At 42.4% G+C, this 18,141-nt stretch carries 20 protein-coding genes and 1 other RNA gene; 9 read left to right on the top strand and 12 right to left on the bottom strand.

All coding sequences use genetic code 11. From position 1 onward, the window contains the following. Positions 1-20 precede the first annotated feature (20 nt). Positions 21-710, top strand: coding sequence for a TetR/AcrR family transcriptional regulator (locus LAJ61_RS09525; protein ID WP_224053714.1), 690 nt, complete (start codon positions 21-23; stop codon positions 708-710). Positions 711-809: 99 nt separating this feature from the next. Here LAJ61_RS09525 and LAJ61_RS09530 read toward each other — a convergent pair whose 3' ends face one another. Beyond that, a complete protein-coding gene (locus LAJ61_RS09530) occupies positions 810-950 on the bottom strand; it encodes an entericidin A/B family lipoprotein (protein WP_065263488.1) in 141 nt (46 codons plus the stop codon). Positions 951-1,268: 318 nt separating this feature from the next. Here LAJ61_RS09530 and LAJ61_RS09535 point away from each other — a divergent pair, with 318 nt between their 5' ends. Next, positions 1,269-1,793: a tRNA (cytidine(34)-2'-O)-methyltransferase gene (locus LAJ61_RS09535; RefSeq protein ID WP_219298779.1), complete on the top strand. Its 525-nt coding sequence runs from the start codon at positions 1,269-1,271 to the stop codon at positions 1,791-1,793. A gap of 9 nt (positions 1,794-1,802) precedes the next feature. Here LAJ61_RS09535 and LAJ61_RS09540 read toward each other — a convergent pair whose 3' ends face one another. From LAJ61_RS09540 to tusD, 3 genes are read right to left on the bottom strand one after another with little or no spacing between them, the layout of a single operon-like run. Then, on the bottom strand, positions 1,803-2,123 hold the full coding sequence (locus LAJ61_RS09540) for a TusE/DsrC/DsvC family sulfur relay protein (RefSeq protein WP_224053715.1): 321 nt from the start codon (positions 2,121-2,123) through the stop codon (positions 1,803-1,805). Between the two features lie 5 nt (positions 2,124-2,128). Next, a complete protein-coding gene (locus LAJ61_RS09545) occupies positions 2,129-2,461 on the bottom strand; it encodes a hypothetical protein (protein ID WP_224053716.1) in 333 nt (110 codons plus the stop codon). Positions 2,462-2,491: 30 nt separating this feature from the next. Then, a complete protein-coding gene (gene tusD / locus LAJ61_RS09550; protein ID WP_224053717.1) occupies positions 2,492-2,968 on the bottom strand; it encodes a sulfurtransferase complex subunit TusD in 477 nt (158 codons plus the stop codon). A 268-nt stretch (positions 2,969-3,236) separates the two neighbouring features. Between tusD and LAJ61_RS09555 the strand changes: the two genes are divergently transcribed. Continuing rightward, positions 3,237-4,739, top strand: a complete 1,503-nt coding sequence (locus tag LAJ61_RS09555; RefSeq protein WP_224053718.1) for a glycosyltransferase family 4 protein — start codon at positions 3,237-3,239, stop codon at positions 4,737-4,739. A 126-nt stretch (positions 4,740-4,865) separates the two neighbouring features. Next, positions 4,866-5,462, top strand: a complete 597-nt coding sequence (locus LAJ61_RS09560) for a phosphatase PAP2 family protein (RefSeq protein ID WP_224054851.1) — start codon at positions 4,866-4,868, stop codon at positions 5,460-5,462. Positions 5,463-5,494: 32 nt separating this feature from the next. Here LAJ61_RS09560 and LAJ61_RS09565 read toward each other — a convergent pair whose 3' ends face one another. The 6 genes from LAJ61_RS09565 to LAJ61_RS09590 form a co-directional block, all read right to left on the bottom strand. Beyond that, positions 5,495-6,295: a pseudouridine synthase gene (locus LAJ61_RS09565; RefSeq protein ID WP_224053719.1), complete on the bottom strand. Its 801-nt coding sequence runs from the start codon at positions 6,293-6,295 to the stop codon at positions 5,495-5,497. A 70-nt stretch (positions 6,296-6,365) separates the two neighbouring features. Beyond that, positions 6,366-7,754, bottom strand: a complete 1,389-nt coding sequence (locus LAJ61_RS09570) for an APC family permease (RefSeq protein WP_224053720.1) — start codon at positions 7,752-7,754, stop codon at positions 6,366-6,368. Positions 7,755-8,005: 251 nt separating this feature from the next. Further along, complete coding sequence (locus tag LAJ61_RS09575; RefSeq protein WP_224053721.1) at positions 8,006-8,731, bottom strand: Smr/MutS family protein; 726 nt, start codon at positions 8,729-8,731, stop codon at positions 8,006-8,008. A gap of 81 nt (positions 8,732-8,812) precedes the next feature. Continuing rightward, positions 8,813-9,634, bottom strand: a complete 822-nt coding sequence (trpC, locus tag LAJ61_RS09580) for an indole-3-glycerol phosphate synthase TrpC (RefSeq protein ID WP_224053722.1) — start codon at positions 9,632-9,634, stop codon at positions 8,813-8,815. 15 nt (positions 9,635-9,649) lie between these two features. Further along, positions 9,650-10,780, bottom strand: coding sequence for an anthranilate phosphoribosyltransferase (gene trpD / locus LAJ61_RS09585; protein ID WP_224053723.1), 1,131 nt, complete (start codon positions 10,778-10,780; stop codon positions 9,650-9,652). A gap of 127 nt (positions 10,781-10,907) precedes the next feature. Beyond that, positions 10,908-11,534 carry an anthranilate synthase component II gene (locus LAJ61_RS09590; RefSeq protein ID WP_224053724.1) on the bottom strand — a complete coding sequence of 209 codons (627 nt, stop codon included), beginning with the start codon at positions 11,532-11,534 and terminating at the stop codon, positions 10,908-10,910. A 489-nt stretch (positions 11,535-12,023) separates the two neighbouring features. Between LAJ61_RS09590 and glnA the strand changes: the two genes are divergently transcribed. The 5 genes from glnA (at position 12,024) to LAJ61_RS09615 (ending at position 16,842) form a co-directional block, all read left to right on the top strand. Then, entirely contained in the window at positions 12,024-13,433 is a 1,410-nt protein-coding gene (gene glnA, locus LAJ61_RS09595) for a type I glutamate--ammonia ligase (RefSeq protein WP_062330134.1), read from the top strand. Between the two features lie 146 nt (positions 13,434-13,579). Further along, a complete protein-coding gene (locus LAJ61_RS09600; protein WP_224053725.1) occupies positions 13,580-14,332 on the top strand; it encodes a DUF4124 domain-containing protein in 753 nt (250 codons plus the stop codon). 44 nt (positions 14,333-14,376) lie between these two features. After that, the gene (locus LAJ61_RS09605) at positions 14,377-15,057 is read left to right on the top strand and encodes a 4'-phosphopantetheinyl transferase family protein (protein WP_224053726.1); all 681 of its coding nucleotides are present in this window, start codon (positions 14,377-14,379) and stop codon (positions 15,055-15,057) included. Positions 15,058-15,329: 272 nt separating this feature from the next. Continuing rightward, positions 15,330-15,542: a cold shock domain-containing protein gene (locus LAJ61_RS09610; RefSeq protein ID WP_007116878.1), complete on the top strand. Its 213-nt coding sequence runs from the start codon at positions 15,330-15,332 to the stop codon at positions 15,540-15,542. A gap of 118 nt (positions 15,543-15,660) precedes the next feature. Next, positions 15,661-16,842: a DEAD/DEAH box helicase gene (locus tag LAJ61_RS09615; RefSeq protein WP_224054852.1), complete on the top strand. Its 1,182-nt coding sequence runs from the start codon at positions 15,661-15,663 to the stop codon at positions 16,840-16,842. An 83-nt stretch (positions 16,843-16,925) separates the two neighbouring features. Here LAJ61_RS09615 and LAJ61_RS09620 read toward each other — a convergent pair whose 3' ends face one another. Both LAJ61_RS09620 and ssrA read right to left on the bottom strand, forming a co-directional pair. Next, positions 16,926-17,264 carry a septal ring lytic transglycosylase RlpA family protein gene (locus LAJ61_RS09620; RefSeq protein WP_159374530.1) on the bottom strand — a complete coding sequence of 113 codons (339 nt, stop codon included), beginning with the start codon at positions 17,262-17,264 and terminating at the stop codon, positions 16,926-16,928. 341 nt (positions 17,265-17,605) lie between these two features. Continuing rightward, positions 17,606-17,966, bottom strand: a transfer-messenger RNA (tmRNA) gene (gene ssrA / locus LAJ61_RS09625). Positions 17,967-18,141: the final 175 nt, after the last annotated feature.

An 18,141-nucleotide genomic window follows, 5' to 3' on the forward strand; every position in this document is an offset into this window, starting at 1 on the left:
TCAGTCGATAGAGAGGAAATATGTCAAGCGCTTATGATGAAAAAATTGAGGATGTGTTGGTGGACTCTGAGCTCGCTCGCCGCTTAGTCCCTAACAAATTCAAGTTCACTAGCCAGCAAGGTCGTTTGCGTCGCCAAAAATTATTAGCCGCTGCTAAAGAGTTGAGCGCGACCCGACCTGTCAGTGAGATTAGTTTGGCTGATGTGTGTGAACGAGCGGACATTCCTAGAGCCTCAGCATATCACTTCTTCCCAAACGTTGAAGCTATTTTTTTGGCATTACGTTTTTTAAATGCGATAGAAATCTTTAACAAGCTTGAAAAAGTCGATGCCAAACAATTTAGTCGCTGGCAGGCTTATATCACCACAGTCATTGAGACAGGGGTTGATATTATTCAATCCGATTTAACGGTTGCCCGTTTGATTTATGAGACCAATACCCCAGATTTTGAGGGCAATGCGTTTGGCAGTGAAATCGAAAAAAGCCTGAGCCAAATGGTGTATGATAAGTTGTCTGAGCATTATAAAATGCCGGCTTTAGAAACCATTCATCAGCAGTTGTTAGTCGCGTACGGTATTATCAATGGTATTTTTATTTTGGCTTATCGCTCAGAAAAAGAAATTACCGATACCTATCGCCAAGAAGCGATTACAGCGGTGATTGCTTATCTACGTTGTTATCTACCTGAAAATTTGCCAAAAAACGGCTAATTTTATAACCTACTAGGGTTATAACCGATAGCCAATAAAATAGGCAATAAAAAACCCATCAGCGAGATGGGTTTTTTTACTTAAACAGAAAATCTACGATTAGATTTTGTTTTCAGTTTTTTGTGCGGTAGTGGTTACTGCGTCACCTGTTTTTGATACGTCTTTACCAAAACCTTTGATTGTATTACAACCTGTGACAGCAAACATAACAGCGATTGATGCAGCGATTAATTTTTTCATTTTAAATTTCCTCAGATATATCCATTATTTTTTAACAGTTTTTAACTACCAGTTTTTAGCTACCAGATTAAATCATGCGACTTTATTGATTCATAGAAGATTGGTTCATAAAAATTCAAATAAAGTAAAACATGCTTGGTAGAGCCATGGTAATGCAGGTTAGTCTAACGTCGCTATAGCGTTAATGTAACCAAAACTATCAAGTTGTAAAAAAAACTTAAATTTACGCAATAAGTATAGGTTTTTTGTAAATTAATCTTCGCATTTAGCGCTTTTTTATTTCAATCTGTTTTATTTAATCTGGTTAAGGATGTCGATATGATTCATGTGGTATTAGTTGAACCCAAAATGCCAAGCAACACAGGTAATATTATTCGGTTATGCGCCAATACGGGCGCAACGCTACATTTGGTTGAGCCACTAGGGTTTGAGTTAGAAGATAAAAAATTACGCCGAGCAGGGCTCGATTATCATGAATGGGCAAATGTCAAAGTACATGCCAATTGGCAGGATGCACAGGACAGCCTAAGTCAAAGTGGGGTGCAAAGAATCGTTGCCTTGACCACCAAGCTTAGCAAACCTTTATATGATGAAGATTTTGCGCAAGTGGCAAATATCGCTTTGGTATTTGGGTCAGAGACAGCCGGATTACCCGAGCCAATTCGCGCGGCAATTGGGCAAGACAACTGGTTGCGTTTGCCTATGTTGCCGACCTCTCGCAGTCTGAATTTATCCAACAGCGTGGCAATTACATTATTTGAAGTTTGGCGTCAGCAGGGGTTCGGCGGTGATAACGGTCACAGTATCGGTTATGACAATCTCATCCCTTATGACCCAAAATAACCGCAAAATTTATAAGCAATTTGCAGGTTTTGGCAACCCGGCAATGCGGTTAACATGGCGCGCGACAAGACCCGTGTTAAACATGGCTTGCAATTTGGCATTATCAATCGCCAATGAAGGCAATTGCTTGGATAAAAACTTGATTAAAGGACGGGTCGTTGGTGGATGGCTGTATAAATCATAATATTGACGCACCGCATCTATGATTTGATAGTGCTCAGGAGTTAACGTGACATCCAGCGTGTTCGCTAATTGTTGCGCGATATCGGGTGTCCAGGTTTGATGAGCTATCAAATGACCGTCTTGGTCAAGTTCGGGAAGTTGGGTCATAGTATTTATAAGTCAAAAGTGGTATCAAAATGAGGCGCTGTGGTTGGCTGTAGCGATACTTGAGCACACCAATCAAAGTCTGCTGATAGGTTCGCTTGCCACCCTTTGAATCTATCAAAATCTGCTAGCGCCAGCCAAGCGGGCGGCATATCATACATATCAAGGGATGCTAGCATATGGGCAAGCTTGCCTGTGGGCTTATTAAGTAGTAAGTTTAGCATGCCATGACCGATAGTCAGCTGAACTTGGTGATCAAACGCCGCCAGCGCAAACGCCATCGATAAGGCTTCATGACAAAGCAAAAACGTGTCAGCGTGAATATTAATGATAATTTTCATAGTAAATCGCTATCGCTAAACCCATCCCAATTAAAACTGATAAACCGTTTTTGCACTGTGCAGATGCATGGCTAATTCACCCAAACCGACTAATTCAAAGCCATCTGCCAAATTGTCACCTTGTAGCTGATGTCTAGTCGCATTGTCAGCATCTGTCACCCCGCGAGCCAAAGCGGCACTCACACATACTTGAATGGTTAAACCATGACTCATAGCAAAGTGTTGCCAGTTTTTTGCCATATTTTCGATATCATCTGGCAGCCAAATTAATCGGTTGGCCAACATCACCGCATCACTATATAAGAAAATTTTAAAATCGGTAGTAGTCAACGGGTTTTGCTCAACGGTTGTTTTACTATCGTTTGCCCATAGCGATTGGGCACATTCAAGCGCTTGTTTGGTGAGCGGATGACTAGGCGCATGTGTCATTAGCATCACAATCGGTGTATCCAACGTCGAAGTATTTGGCATAGCGGTATTATTCGATGTATTTATCAAATCAGTCATTTAACCATCTATAAGGCATTAATCTATAAAGCTGCAATATGCTCGCTATTTTAGCAAAATCGACCCCTATTTGCGATACTTGTAATAGCGGCGATAGTAGCGATACTTGTAATAGCTGCGGTGCAATTGTCATCAAACTGTTATCAAATTGACATGAGGTTGTCAATGGCGGCTTATAAGCTTAACCCATACAAAGGATTGATTTAATTTACCGAAACGGCTTTTGTAGTCAAATAAAGCAGTCGGTTGTAATGGTTGATAACATACTATGAGCGACAACACTGTAAACACTAATTTGTACCAGGCTTCGTCTGACACTCAGACGACGTCAGGCAATCAACAGAGCCCCTCAACTCAAGTTGCAGGCACGCCTTTTCATGACAATAGGCCATCACTGCATATCGCTTTGGTGACTGAAACGTGGTTGCCCGATATCAATGGGGTAGCTTCAAGCGTTTATCAAATCATGCGCGAACTCAAATCGATGGGGCATCGCATCACTTTGATTCGCCCCAAACAAAGCGATGAAGTCGAACAACATACCCTAACGACAGGGCTTAACACCGCGGCTGTTACCACTGATTTACAAGTGCCAAGTTTGCCCATTCCCTATTACCCGCATCTGCGCATGGGGCTACCTTGTTACCGATTTTTAACCAAGCAGCTGCGCAAGCTTCGTCCTGATATCGTGCATATCGTAACGGAAGGTCCTTTGGGGCTTGCGGCGTTGATTGCTGGCAAACAGCAAAGCATTAAAGTCTCTTCAGGTTATCACACCGCGTTCCATGATTTTAGCCGATACTTTGGTTGGAAAGTTGTCTCAGTGCCTTTGCTTGCGTATATGAAGCGTTTTCATAACCAGTGCAATGCTACGTGTATTCCAAGCCAGACCACCCAACATCAGCTCGCTGAATTTGGTTTCAAGCATTTGTACCAAGTCGGTCGTGGCGTTGATACAGCGCGCTATGCACCGAGCAAACGTAGCCAAGCATTACGGCAAAGCTGGGGTGTGGGCGAGGGTACCACAGTGTTAATGTGTGTGAGCCGTATTTCCCCTGAAAAAGGTATGGATACCGTCATTAAAAGCTTCAAAGCGCTACAATTACAGCAGCTGCATCGTCATGTCAAATTAGTGATTGTCGGTGATGGACCATACAAAGAAGCGCTCGTTAAACGGCATGCCAATGATACAAGCATTATTTTTGCAGGCTTTAAAACAGGTGAGGCGCTGGCAAGTTATTATGCCAGTGCCGATGCTTTTGTATTTGCTAGTCAAGTGGAAACTTTCGGTAATGTCGTCACCGAAGCGATGGCATCGGGGTTACCAATTTTTGCCTATCATGACGCGGCTGCGGCGCTGTTGGTGGATGATAGTTGTGGTAAAACCGTACCGCTTGGGCAAGAACAACGCTTTGTAGAGATGATCAGTGAATTGCCTAAACAACAACAGCTTGATCAGATGCGACTAGCTGCACGACACAAGGTGGCCGCTTTTTCTTGGCAAAAACCTGCCCAAGAAATGTTGACCATGTTTTATGAAGTGCTATCAATCCAGACCAATCCCCTAACAGCCAGCACAGTGACGCCAGCCATTTTGCCTTCTCAAGCACTCGCTCAACATCCGCTAGCGGATTCAACAATCGCCCCGACACCTCAGCCAGTTCCGCCGACTGTCGGGGCAAAAAAACAACCACGATATAGACATTCACCCCAAAATAGTCACCCAAGCCAAAGACCCGCTGAATCTGCCGCGTTTTTTTCCAAAACGTGATGTTCAAATAGGCAAAAAAAGGATGGCGCCATGAATCAATCCATGAATCAACCCATAAAAAAATCCAAACTGTCACTTGCCAATTCAGAATTCACCTGTACCTCTGTCGAAAACTTACCCAATTTAATGCGCAATTATTATCAGTTTTTGTACAGTAAACCTAAACTATATCATTTGCAAAAGCGCGTGCTGCAGTGGGATACTCGCTTATGTTTACGGGTAAATTTACTGTCACAATTGAAGTTTTTTGCGCAGTTTTTCAAAACCATCAGCCGCTTAGGCGATGGTTGGTTTTGGGCGGTATCGACGGTAGTGATGTTGGTGGTGTTACTATCGCAAGGACTGGTCGCTAGTATCGTCGCTATTAAAGTGTGTGCGGTATTACTCAGCAGTTTTTGTGGTTATTTGCTGTATAAGTATCTAAAAGTGCATACAGTACGTCCACGCCCTTACCAAGTACACCAAACCATTACTTTAGGCGAACGACCTTTAGATGTATTTAGTTTTCCATCAGGGCATACACTGCAAGCGGTATTGTTTACCACCATGATAGGTCATCAACTGCCGATGCTGTTATGGGTGTTGCTGCCATTTACGATGCTGGTGGCATTATCGCGCTTGGTGCTAGGGTTACATTATCCCACCGATGTGTTGGTGGGGGCAGGCATTGGCGCAACATTTGCAACCCTCGGTAGTAAAGTGAGTGATTACTTGGTTGCGTAAAGAATGTCGCCAAATAATGATATCGTTCACTATTAAGGCAATTGAAAGCCAAACTGCGCACACATCGTTAACCAATCTGTATCCACAGGCGCAGTGATATCAACACGCTGATTGTCGGTCAGTCTATTAAAAGCCAAGGTATAGGCATGTAACATCAAGCGATGCACGCCGATATGTTGACGGATAGCGCGATTTTGGTGATGATCGCCATAGCTGGTATCGCCAATAATCGGGTGAAAAACATGCTTCATGTGGCGACGTAGTTGGTGTTTTCGTCCGGTAATGGGCGTCAATCTAGCCAGACTAAAGCGTGAAGTGGGATAGCGTGCGCGCGCTTGAAACGGCTGCTCAGTTGTTGCCAAGCATTGCCAGTGCGTTTGCGCAGGTTGCAGTAAAGTTAATTCAGTAGGGCTGCTAAGGGATTCAGCAAACATTTCTGTCGAACTAAGCTTTCTTTGTTGTAGCGCCTGCAAACTTGGTTTATCGCCAATTTTATCCAAAATTTGTGTGAGTGGGTAATCAATCAGCCCTGACGTCTGCCCATCGACTGTCAAATATCCGCGCACGATGGCTAAGTAAGATTTTTGCACTTGCCTGTTTTCAAATTGCTCACACAGTTGCCGCGCTGATTCGCTCGATAAAGCAAACAGTAACACCCCTGACGTCGGCCGGTCTAAGCGATGAATCGGATAAACATATTGAGCCAATTGATCGCGCAGAGTCTGCATCACAAACTCGGTTTCATGACGGTCAAGCCAGCTTCGATGGACGAGCATACCCGCAGGCTTATTGACTGCCACACAGTGTTCATCTTGATATAAAATTTCTAACATAGGGTTTCCCCAAAAGCCACAGACATAAAAAAGGTCAGAATCGTATCTGACCTTTTCACCACGTTAACCATTATTCATGTTCGTTGTGCATCGGTGGGTGACGCTTAAAGCCACCGGTTTTAAACGCCAAGTAGATGATACCGATTACTGCCCAGCCTAAACCCATTTTGATGGCGATAGGCTCACTTTCTTTCCACATCAGCGCCACACTGATAAAGCCAAGCAGCGGCACAATCAAATACATAAATAAATCATAGGCACTGTGGTAGCGTTTTTCACGGATAATATAGGTCGCAATCACGGATAAATTAACAAAACTAAACGCCGTCAATGCCCCAAAACTAATCAAATGCGCGATGACATCAAACTCAATAAAACCTGCAGTTAACGCAATCACACCCGCGATATAGATATTGTAGGTTGGGGTCAAGTATTTTGGATGAATATGACCAAAAATACGTTTATTAATGACCCCATCACGCCCCATCACATACATCAAACGAGAGACACCGGCATGCGCAGAAATACCTGACGCCATCACCGTAACAATTGCAAAGCCCAGTACGGCAGCTTGAAACGCAGAACCACCGACCAACATCAAAATATCTGGCTGGGTAGCAGCCACATCTGGGAAATATTTATCAGGGGGTTGTGGGAAATAAATCTGCATAAAGTAAGTGCTAATGATAAACACAATACCTGCAATCAATGCGGTCAAGAAAATTGCTTTTGGTAGGGTTTTTTGCACATCTTTGGTTTCTTCCGCCAATGAGCTGAGTGAGTCAAAGCCTGTGAAAGAGAAACATAAAATCGTTGCACCACTGATAAGTGCCGTCATGTTGGCCATATCACTCCAAAACGGCTTTAAGCTCCATAATTGGTAAGCTGCATCATTGATAGTGCCATCCGCATTGGTGCCCGCCATCAATTTGCTATACACCAACCACGTAAATACACCGATAATCAATAGCTGAATAAACACAATCCAACTATTAAAATAAGCCACGACTTTGGAGCCATGCACATTAATCCAGGTCATAAATCCCGTCAGAATAAATACCCAAATCCATTTGTTGACATCAGGGAACAGTGCTTCAAGATAAATCACCGCTAGGATAATATTCACCAAAGGTGACAATAAATAATCCAACCAAGAAGACCAACCCACCATAAACCCGACATTGGGATGAATCGATTTTTGCGCATAGGTATATGCCGAGCCTGCCGAAGGATAACGACGAATCATGCTACCGTAACTTAGCGAGGTAAGCAAAATAGCGATCAATGCAATAATATAAGATGTTGGAACGTGCTGATGACTGGCTTCAGAAACCAAGCCGAAGGTATCAAATACGGTCATGGGCTGAATATACGCCAAACCAATAATGATAATGTGCCAGAGTGCTAATTGACGTTGCAATTTAGCGGGCGAATTAGTCGCAGTGGTGGTATTGTTCAAAGTTACCTTTCTCCTATACCCAGTGGTGTTAAAAACAGTCAGCTATCAAAAGACAAATGGGCGCTGTTTTTAGCCAGTTGAGAGTAGATTAATGCAGAGCATTTAATCCATGAAAAAAAAGAGCCTATTATAAACAAAAACTAAGAATAAACTATTAACAATTAAAAAATCCTGTTAAAAAAATCATGCATGGATTGTTTTATGCATGATTTTGTAAAATTTAACCTATAGTCAAAATAGCAGTACAATGGTTATTGGTCGCGATTGGCTTTTTCACGTTTTTTGAGTAACACCAACACTGCACCATTGCCACCTTGAGCCGCAGGCGCTGAGCAAAAAGCAAGCACTTCAGGAATCTGACGCAACCAGCCATTGACGCAAGTTTTTAAGATACTATCAATGCCTTTGCCATGAATGATTTTCACGCAATTTTCATTGTTTTTTTGAGCCTGCAAAATCAACTGACTCATGGCTTCACGCGACTCTTCAATGGTAGCACCATGTAAATCTACAGCGTCATACCAGCGAATCTTGCCTTGTTTGAGCTCATTAAACACTTTGTTTTGTAGCGTTGCGGTTTTATAACTTAAATAAGCATCGCCAGAGACGGGGTTGAGCAGCGCTTGCATATCAGACAATACATGCCCGCTATCATCGTCACCACCGACTGCCGCCGCGCGTTTGGCTAGCGTCGTTGCATCAAGCTTATTGCCAGCGTTATTTTTATCCGCCAAGTTTTTATCTTTGATTGGCTGCACGCCTGACATGGCTTGCATAAATAATAATTTATCATCATCAAGATGTTCGCTATTATATTTTTTAACTTGTTTGGCGACTTGTTGCTTGCTCAATAAACCCACGGTTTCAGTCGGTTTGCCGTTTTCATCGGTCTCTTTGGTTTGGCTGTGCCCTTTACTCAGTTCGGTTTTAAGCTGCTTTAACTGCTCTTGCATTTCTTTTGAAAATAAATTTGCCATACAATAACTCTATAAATCGGTATAAAAAATAGGGCGTTTATCGATGAAACGCCCTAACATCAATTATTTAACTTGGCTATTTTACGCATTTTGTTGTGATTGTGCCAATAACTTTGCTAATGCCGCGCCTGCATCGCCTGTTTTCATAAACTGTTCACCAATCAAAAACGCATGGATGTCATGGTCGAGCATCAATTTTACATCCTCTGCCGAATGAATCCCGCTTTCTGTCACCAATAAGCTATCTTGTGGAAACAGTGTTTTTAGGCGTAGGGTAGTGTCCAAACTCACATCAAAGTTATGTAGATTGCGATTATTAACCCCATACACGTTTTGGCGATGGGCGGGCAAGCGTAACGCGCGTTCGACTTCTATTTCATCATGGCACTCAATGAGCACACTCATGCCAAGTTTTAACGCCAATTCATGCAGCTCAGCGGCTTGCGCATCCGATAAACACGCCATAATCAGCAAAATACAATCTGCCCCAAGCGCACGTGATTGCAAAATGTGATACGGCTCAATCATAAAATCTTTGCGTAGCACAGGTAGGCTGACCGCTTGGCGCACTTGCAATAAATACGCATCCGAGCCTTGGAAGTAGTCGGTATCCGTCAATACCGATAAACAAGCGGCACCCGCTTGTTCATAGCCGACTGCGGTGGCGACAGCATCGAAATTAGGGGCAATGATGCCTTTGGATGGCGAGGCTTTTTTGACTTCCGCAATGACACGGATACCCGCTTTGCGCAAACTGCCGGCAAAATCACGGATGTCATCGCGGTTCGTTGCGGCAATTTGCTCAAGGTCGTGCCAAGATTGTTGTTGTTTGGCTCTGACCAGTTCTTGACGTTTGGTGTCGATAATTTTTTGTAATACCGAGGGGACTGCTTGATGAGGCATGGTTTTTCCAAAAATTTAATGAGAGGTGAATTGCTGAGTAAAGCTTGCTAATGCTGCCATTTTTTGCAAGGCTTTGCCACTGCTGATGATATCTTGTGCTATGGCTACGCCTTGTTTTATGGTATCTGCTTTACCTGCTACATAGATGGTCGCACCGGCGTTCAAGGCAATCATATCCGCTGCTTTTTTGGCGATGGGGGTTTTATTAGGATTGTTAGCCAGTGCTTCGCGGATGAGCGCTAGGCTTTGTGCGGGACTGTCAATGATTAAGCCTTTGAGCGTTTGCGATTCGATACCAACATCTTCAGGTTCGATATCATACACGCTGACTTTGCCACCTTTAAGTTCAGCCACGTGGGTATAAGTCGCCAGTGAGATTTCATCAAGATTATCCACTGAGCCGACGACTAGCACATGCTCGGCGCCAAGGTTTTTGAACACATTGGCAAGCGGTTCGCACAGCGAAGGATTAAATACCCCAATCATGGCATTTTTGACGCCCGCAGGGTTGGTCAAAGGTCCCAAAATATTAAACACCGTGCGCGTTTTTAGGGTACGGCGAATGGGCATGGCGTGTTTCATTGCCACATGGTGATTGGGCGCAAACAAAAAACCAATACCATGGGTTTTAATCGACTGGGTAATCTGCTCGGTATTTAACGCCAAATTAATACCCGCTTGCTGCAGCAAATCGGAACTGCCCGATTTGCCGGAAACGCCGCCATTACCATGCTTGGCGACATGACAGCCGGCAACCGCTGCGACCATGGTAGCGGCGGTAGATACATTAAACAAATTCGCGCCATCGCCCCCCGTACCCACAATATCGACGACATGGGGTACATCCGACAAATCCACTTTAATCGCCAGCTCCCGCATTACTTGGGCGGCGGCGGTGATTTCTTCGATGCTTTCACCTTTCATACGTAGCGCGGTGAGCAGCGCGCCCATCATGGCATCAGGGCATTGACCTTGCATGATGGCTAGCATGACGCCGCGCATTTCTGCATAGGTCAGGTCAATGGTATTGATGGCGCGATCCAGCGCGGTGGTAAGCAGTAGTTGGGTTTGCTCTGGGGTTAATGGTTGATTGTTTTCAATAGCCGTGGTAATGTCACCAAGATAAGGCGTTACAGTATGGGTCATGTCAGTCTCGTATGAGTTTTATGGCTTACACTTTATATATCATTGTACTAGTATACTATAACAAAGCCGAACTTTAAAGCCAAGTTTTAAAGCCAAACTTTAACCCGCAAAACTCAATTATCCCAGTCTAATGGTTAGCGTTTTGATAGTTTTCATAGTCTTCATAATTAGCTAAAAAATTTTTCAAAATCGCATACCCATGCTCACTCAAAATAGATTCTGGATGAAACTGCACCCCTTCAATCGGCAATGTTTTATGCCTAATGCCCATCACAGTGGGGGATGGCAGCGAATTATTTGGGTGAATATCATCACACCATGCGGTAACCTCTAGACAAGCAGGCAAACTGTCTGCCGCAATCGCTAAAGAATGATAGCGAGTGGCGTTAAAAGGCGAGGGAAGCCCAGCAAATATCCCTTGATGGTGATGAAAAACTTGCGACACCCGCCCATGCATAATCGTTGGGCAACGAATGATATGGGCGCCAAATGCTTGCCCAATCGCTTGATGACCCAAGCAAACGCCTAATATAGGAATAATGCCTGCACAGTCTTTGATAATATTCAACGTATTGCCTGCATCGCTTGGCGTACAAGGTCCGGGACCAATGACCAAATAATCGGGATTTAAACGAATAATGTCTTCACTGCTGCAAGCATCATTGCGCCAGACTTCAACGGGTTGTCCCAATTGCTCAAAATACTGCACCAAATTGTAGGTAAAACTGTCGTAGTTATCAATAAAAAGTAGCAATCCAGAAACCCTATGCTGTAATTGTCGGACGATGGTTAGCCAATGAAAAAACTTCACCGTTATTTTAGTTAATTATTTTATCACAACCATTATACAAGTGACTGAAACCGAATAAGTAAAGCTGAGTCACAGGGAGCAATGTTAATGATTTTCACTAAAATAGTTAAGAATATATTTTATGCACCATAAAAGTGAATATTGATAAAATTTTAATTAAAATGGTGCAATTGTTACAGTTGCATGGCGATTTGAAGGCTACATAGGCAGATAGTCATATCAGCCAACTTCATCCGCAAATCAGCCTACAAATAACTCATTGAATTTGATATAAAAATTTAATATCTATAATGTTATGAAAAAAGTTGGCACATAACTTGAAAGTTTAATCTCAACAAGCACCACTTTGTTTATCTCTTGTCACAGCACCAAAAAGAGTATAAAGTGGCGTAACGTTTTTTTAATCATTTTTTGCGTAAAAGGAAACGAGCAATGTCGAATAAATTTTTAGATTTAATCAAATCTAGCGAAGCAAAGTGGGTAGATTTTCGTTTTACCGATACTAAAGGTAAAGAGCAACATGTAAGCTATCCAGCTGACAGCATGGACGAAGACATTTTTGAAGAAGGGAAAATGTTCGATGGTTCATCAATCGCTGGTTGGAAAGGCATTGAAGCGTCAGATATGATTTTGATGCCAGATGCTGATACCGCATTTGTCGATCCTTTCTTTCGTGAAACGACCGTTGTTGTGACCTGTGACGTTATCGAGCCATCAACCATGCAAGGTTATGACCGTGACCCACGCTCAATCGCGCGACGTGCCGAAGAATACCTAAAATCAACAGGTATCGGTGATACCGCATTCTTTGGTCCAGAGCCAGAATTCTTCGTATTTGATGATGTAAAATGGTCAATCGACATGTCAGGCGCCCGTCACACCATCTCAGCTGATGAAGCCGCTTGGTCAACCGATAAAGAAATGGAAGGCGGTAACTATGCACACCGTCCACGCGTCAAAGGCGGTTACTTCCCAGTACCACCCGTTGATAGCTCACAAGATATGCGCGCTGATATGTGTGCCGCGGTAGAAGCGATTATGGGTGAAGGTCGTGTTGAAGTGCATCACCATGAAGTTGCCTCTTGCCAGCTAGAAATCGGTGTATCCTTTAACACCCTAGTTCGTAAAGCGGACGAAGTACAACAGTTCAAATATGCGGTACACAACGTTGCACACGAATATGGTAAGACTGCGACCTTTATGCCAAAACCGATGGTTGGTGATAATGGTTCAGGTATGCACGTTCATTTGTCAATCCAAAAAGATGGCAAAAACACCTTTGCCGGTGATGAATACGCAGGGCTGTCAGAAACGGCGCTTTTTGCAATCGGTGGTATCATCAAACATGCTCGTGCATTAAATGCCATCACTAACCCATCAACCAACAGCTACAAACGCCTAGTACCACATTACGAAGCGCCTATTAAACTGGCTTATTCAGCGCGTAACCGCTCAGCGTCAATTCGTATTCCATACGTGGCAAGCCCGAAAGGCAAGCGTATCGAAGCTCGCTTCCCAGACCCAGCAGCCAACCCTTATCTTTGCTTTGCCGCATTGTTGATGGCAGCGCTTGATGGTATCCAAAACAAAATCCATCCAGGTGAAGCGGCGGACAAAAACTTATACGACCTTCCACCAGAAGAAGAAGCATTGATCCCAACGGTGGCGGAGAACTTGGAAGTTGCGCTTAAAGCGTTAGAAGACGACCATGAATTCTTAACCAAAGGTGGCGTATTTACCAAAGAAATGCTTGACGCTTACATTGCCTTGAAAAAAGAAGAAGTAGAGCGTTACAACGTATCAGTTCATCCAATCGAATTTGATATGTACTACAGCTGCTAATAAGTTCGCTTTTCAAAAAACCCAACTTCACATTAAGTTGGGTTTTTTTATAGGAAATTTTTAGGCTAATAGGCAAAATTATTTAGGGATTCATTATCAAGCTTGCTAAAATATGCCCAATAATGGGTTTTGAGGGGAGGACTTATATGATTTTGACAAAATACAATAGCGATAATAATAGTAGTTTGCGGTATAGCTTTATACTCACGGCTATGGGGTTATTGTTGTCACAGTTAAGTCATGCTGAAGTGTATAAGACGACAACCTCAGAGGGGCAAGTGGTATATACCGATAATATCAATACCGCTTATCAATACAATAAAAACAGCAAGACTATCAGCGTATTAGATAAATTACCCACCCAATCACAGGTATCTTCGACGACGACTCAACCGGCGACAACATCCACTAGCTTGAACAATCAAGTTGATAACGCAGCGAGTACGGCTGCTGACAGTCGCCTGCCTGATAGATTAGGTGATAGCTTAACTGGTCGCTTATCGACCCAATCCATCTCAGCAAGCCAGCAAGGGGATTATGTATTAAGAATTGTATCGCCTGAAGCAGGACAAACGCTGCGACGTGGTAGTCAACCAATTGAGATTAATGTTGCCTTGACACCGAGTTTAAAAACAGGGGATAGAATCGTCTATCAACTTAATAACCAAACTTTAGCGACTATAAAAGACACTAGCTATACTATCGCTACTACCACGCTCGATCCTAACCCTTATACCATTACCGTAGGCGTTGAAAACGTCTTAGGGGAAGTCATCGCGCAAGACACTCGCGCTATCACTCTCATCAGTAATAATGTACTGTACCAAAAAAAACGTAAGGCGATTGCACAAGCACAAAAGAAGAAAGCCAATCAACCTTGGTATAAAAAAATACTTTAAGGCGTGATTAAATTTGCTTATATCATAAGGCCCTACCATAACCGATGCAGTTTTACCCAATCGAACACCATAGCTGGGTGGCTATTGATATTCATCATAATTTGAGTGAACAGGCTACGCTATCAAGCAATAAAATAAGGTTAACCCATAAAGCAGGGTCAATCAATAAAGCAGCGTCAACCCATAAAACAGGGTCAATGTATTGTCGTCAATTGCTAAAAAAGCTACAGCAAGCGCTCAATGTGACAGGCGAGTTAATGGATACAAACTTTCCTTATCATTTTATAACCGCTGATGGTTACACTTGGTATGTCAGTTTTAGCCATAGCCGCCAACATGCTGCAGTATTGATTTCGCCCTATACAAATATCGGCATTGATGTCGAAGACAGCGCAATTAGTCATCACGTTGCTTCGCGCTTTTTTTCACCCCATGAATACCAATGGTTAAATCAAAAACCTGCAGTCAATCAGGCAGTTTTACGAAACTTACTATGGCGACTTAAAGAATGTGCCATCAAAACCCATCAAAATGCCGACAAACAATTAATCAAAGAATTAAAGCATAATGTGCTAGATGAATTGGGCGAGGAAGTTATCAATCAACTCATTGGCGTCGATGAGATAAATGCTAAAGATAAGCCCATACAATGTGTGAAAACCGACGCTAAAATAGTTGGCAATTTTAGTAGCAAACCCTGTAGTTTTATTATCGTAAACCGTTAAATAGGGCTAAAAAATCGCTGTTTAAAAAAATAACCAATTCTTACGAAATTACTTTTTTTTGTAAAAAACCCATGCTATGATTGCTATAAGAACAATTTACTATGTAAGCGACATTGTAGAGAAATGTTTTAACAAACTATTACAAAAGCTTAACTAGTACATTATTTAGCAGGTGTAGGTAGCGAGTAGCTAAACTTACCTAGGCTTAACTAGCCTTGGTTAAAAAACTACTTTAAAAACCTACTATTAATAGTGTTAAAGGAAGTTATAATATGTCAGTTCGTGAACAAGGCATTGTAAAATGGTTTAATGATTCAAAAGGTTTTGGATTTATTCAGCGTAACAGCGGTGAAGATATTTTCGTTCATTTCCGCGCGATTCAAGGTGACGGCTACCGTTCACTTCAAGATGGTCAAAAAGTTGAATTCATCGTGGTTGAAGGTCAAAAAGGTCTTCAAGCTGAAGAAGTTACCAAAGTCGAATAAGTTAAGCCAAAAAGGGGTTGAAGTGTTATTTTTGACCTTTTTCCAAACCAAGTTGAGGTAATTAACTTGGTTTTTGTTGTTTCTCATAGCCAATGATTGATTGGTCAAAATAGGTTAAATCTCTGTGTTTCAAACTTTTTCACAATTACCCCTTCATCCAGCGCTCAAGCAAGCGATTGACCAACTAGGCTATCAAACGCTAACCCCTATCCAAGCGCAGATATTGCCCAATACACTCGCTGGGCAAGACGCCATTGGGCAGGCACAAACAGGTACAGGTAAAACAGCAACGTTTTTACTCACCATCATCAATGAATTGCTAAATAATCCTATAAACCCTGAGGCTGATGGCGATCGTTTTTTGGGTGAAACCCGTGCGCTGGTGCTCGCGCCGACTCGAGAACTGGCTCAACAAATTTATCAAGATTGCCTTGAACTTACTAAGTTTACCAAACTTCATACTGTTTGTTTGCTCGGTGGCACAGACTATGAGACGCAGTCAAAGCAGCTGCATCAAAAGTTTGTCGATATCATCATCGCCACCCCAGGTCGTTTGATTGATTTTTGCTTTCAGCACCATGTGTATCTCGATCGTCTTGAAATTTTGGTATTAGATGAAGCGGATAGAATGCTCGATATGGGATTTATACCTGATATCAAACGTTTGATTCGTATGATGCCCGCCAATACGCATCGGCAAACCCTGCTTTTCTCCGCTACCTTTAACCAAGATGTGATGAATTTGGCTTATCGCTGGTTATATCAGCCGATTTTTGTAGAGATTGCGCCCGAGCAAAAAATCAGTCAAAACATCGAGCAGCTATTTTTCACCTTGATGGAATCGGATAAACTGGCGGCGTTACAGCAAATTATTGAAAAAATTTCTCCCAAGAAAATGATTGTCTTTGCCAATCGTAAAGACCAAGTCAAGCGCCTGTATGACAAACTTAATCGTCAATATAAAGTAGTGATATTGTCAGGGGATGTCATACAAGCCAAACGCGAGAAGTATTTGGCACAATTTCGTCAAGGCGATGCCAATATTTTAGTGGCGACTGATGTCGCAGGGCGAGGTATTCATGTGGATGATGTGGCTTGTGTGGTCAATTACACCTTGCCAGACAGTCCTGATGATTACGTTCATCGTATCGGACGCACGGGTAGGGCAGGCAATAAAGGCATGAGTATAAGCTTTATCAGTGAAAACGACGGGTTTAACTTGCCGGCTATCGAGCAATATTTGGATGAAAGTATCAAAATGCAGCAATGGTCGAATGATACCCATTTTTTAGAGAATTAAACTTCTTAAGTGATAAAACATTAAGGGCGCTATCAATTAATAGCGCCCTTTTTTACGGCAAAAATACATTAATAAAAATAACGCTATAATCTAACGATATCGACTTTAACAAGACCATTTGAAGGATTAGCAATTTTGGTAAAAGCACCTTTTGACAAATCTAGCGTACGGCCATATTTGCCGAACCCGCCTGTGTCAGTCACTCGTACTACCACACTTTTACCATTGGCTTTGTTGGTGACTTTAAGTAGGCTACCTAATTTGTGCACATTGCTGGCAGCAGTCAGTGCATGTTGATTAAATTTCTCGCCAGACGCCGTGGTACGACCATGATGCTTGCCACCATACCATGAAACAACAGCAGCATTGGCTTGCTGGGTGACTAAAGTAGTAACAAACAAACTGGCAATGATATATTTCATCGGATGTTCCTTTTATCAATTAAAGCAGTCAATAATCTGACTACTTAAAGGTATCAAGGGGCATTTCCCGTGATTTACATATTAAAAACAAAGTAATATTGTTTAATATCACTTAAGGGATGTGTATTCTAATTACAAAGTTATGTTATTTCAAACATTTTATTGTAAACAAAATCTTTAATATCAGATGTATTTTGCTAAACATATAAGTTGTGTAACTTTATCGGATAGTTTTTCTAACCTGTTGATTTTATGTAAAAATGCTATCTTGAGTAGCTTATTAGACATAAAAAACGCAAAAAAAAGAGAATGCAGTAATCTGCATTCTCTTTTTTATAATATGGTGGAGATGGCGGGAGTTGAACCCGCGTCCGCCAGCACTACGCCCATGACTCTACATGTTTAGATTCTGTCTATGGCTTTAATGGTTGGCGAACCGACAGTCAGGATGCCAACCACGAGCCTCTTAAGTTTTGCTCAAATTGGCGAGACAACAATTTAAGCTATCCATCGTGCGTTCGCTTCAAGGAGAGCAACCAGACCAATGGCAATCTGTGCCGTCCCAAGCAGCCCTTAGGCTGCTAGAGCGTAAGTTTCGTCGTTTGCGACTAGTTTAAAATGTATATTTTATTTACGAGTGGACATACTCACTCGACATGCATCATTGAGTTTCATTACCAGCGTCGAAGCCAGAACATCCCCAAATGAACTGTGAATTATATAAGGTTAGTAGCTTAAAATACAAGGCTAAATGTCATAATAATTAAGTAAATTACTAAAAACACACACAGCTTTTAAAACTGTCCAAATGATTGTGATGCATTTGACGTATTGAGTTGATAAGCTAAACTGTTGAAGTAAGTAAAATTTTTTTGAT

Source organism: Faucicola osloensis (genome assembly GCF_020041925.1).
Lineage (GTDB): Bacteria > Pseudomonadota > Gammaproteobacteria > Pseudomonadales > Moraxellaceae > Faucicola > Faucicola osloensis_D.

Coding starts and splice junctions, on each gene's coding strand:
- LAJ61_RS09525 (WP_224053714.1), top strand. CDS start 21: ATGTCAAGCGCTTATGATGAAAAAATTGAGGATGTGTTGGTGGACTCT.
- LAJ61_RS09530 (WP_065263488.1), bottom strand. CDS start 950: ATGAAAAAATTAATCGCTGCATCAATCGCTGTTATGTTTGCTGTCACA.
- LAJ61_RS09535 (WP_219298779.1), top strand. CDS start 1,269: ATGATTCATGTGGTATTAGTTGAACCCAAAATGCCAAGCAACACAGGT.
- LAJ61_RS09540 (WP_224053715.1), bottom strand. CDS start 2,123: ATGACCCAACTTCCCGAACTTGACCAAGACGGTCATTTGATAGCTCAT.
- LAJ61_RS09545 (WP_224053716.1), bottom strand. CDS start 2,461: ATGAAAATTATCATTAATATTCACGCTGACACGTTTTTGCTTTGTCAT.
- tusD (WP_224053717.1), bottom strand. CDS start 2,968: ATGACTGATTTGATAAATACATCGAATAATACCGCTATGCCAAATACT.
- LAJ61_RS09555 (WP_224053718.1), top strand. CDS start 3,237: ATGAGCGACAACACTGTAAACACTAATTTGTACCAGGCTTCGTCTGAC.
- LAJ61_RS09560 (WP_224054851.1), top strand. CDS start 4,866: ATGCGCAATTATTATCAGTTTTTGTACAGTAAACCTAAACTATATCAT.
- LAJ61_RS09565 (WP_224053719.1), bottom strand. CDS start 6,295: ATGTTAGAAATTTTATATCAAGATGAACACTGTGTGGCAGTCAATAAG.
- LAJ61_RS09575 (WP_224053721.1), bottom strand. CDS start 8,731: ATGGCAAATTTATTTTCAAAAGAAATGCAAGAGCAGTTAAAGCAGCTT.
- trpC (WP_224053722.1), bottom strand. CDS start 9,634: ATGCCTCATCAAGCAGTCCCCTCGGTATTACAAAAAATTATCGACACC.
- trpD (WP_224053723.1), bottom strand. CDS start 10,780: ATGACCCATACTGTAACGCCTTATCTTGGTGACATTACCACGGCTATT.
- glnA (WP_062330134.1), top strand. CDS start 12,024: ATGTCGAATAAATTTTTAGATTTAATCAAATCTAGCGAAGCAAAGTGG.
- LAJ61_RS09600 (WP_224053725.1), top strand. CDS start 13,580: ATGATTTTGACAAAATACAATAGCGATAATAATAGTAGTTTGCGGTAT.
- LAJ61_RS09605 (WP_224053726.1), top strand. CDS start 14,377: ATGCAGTTTTACCCAATCGAACACCATAGCTGGGTGGCTATTGATATT.
- LAJ61_RS09610 (WP_007116878.1), top strand. CDS start 15,330: ATGTCAGTTCGTGAACAAGGCATTGTAAAATGGTTTAATGATTCAAAA.
- LAJ61_RS09620 (WP_159374530.1), bottom strand. CDS start 17,264: ATGAAATATATCATTGCCAGTTTGTTTGTTACTACTTTAGTCACCCAG.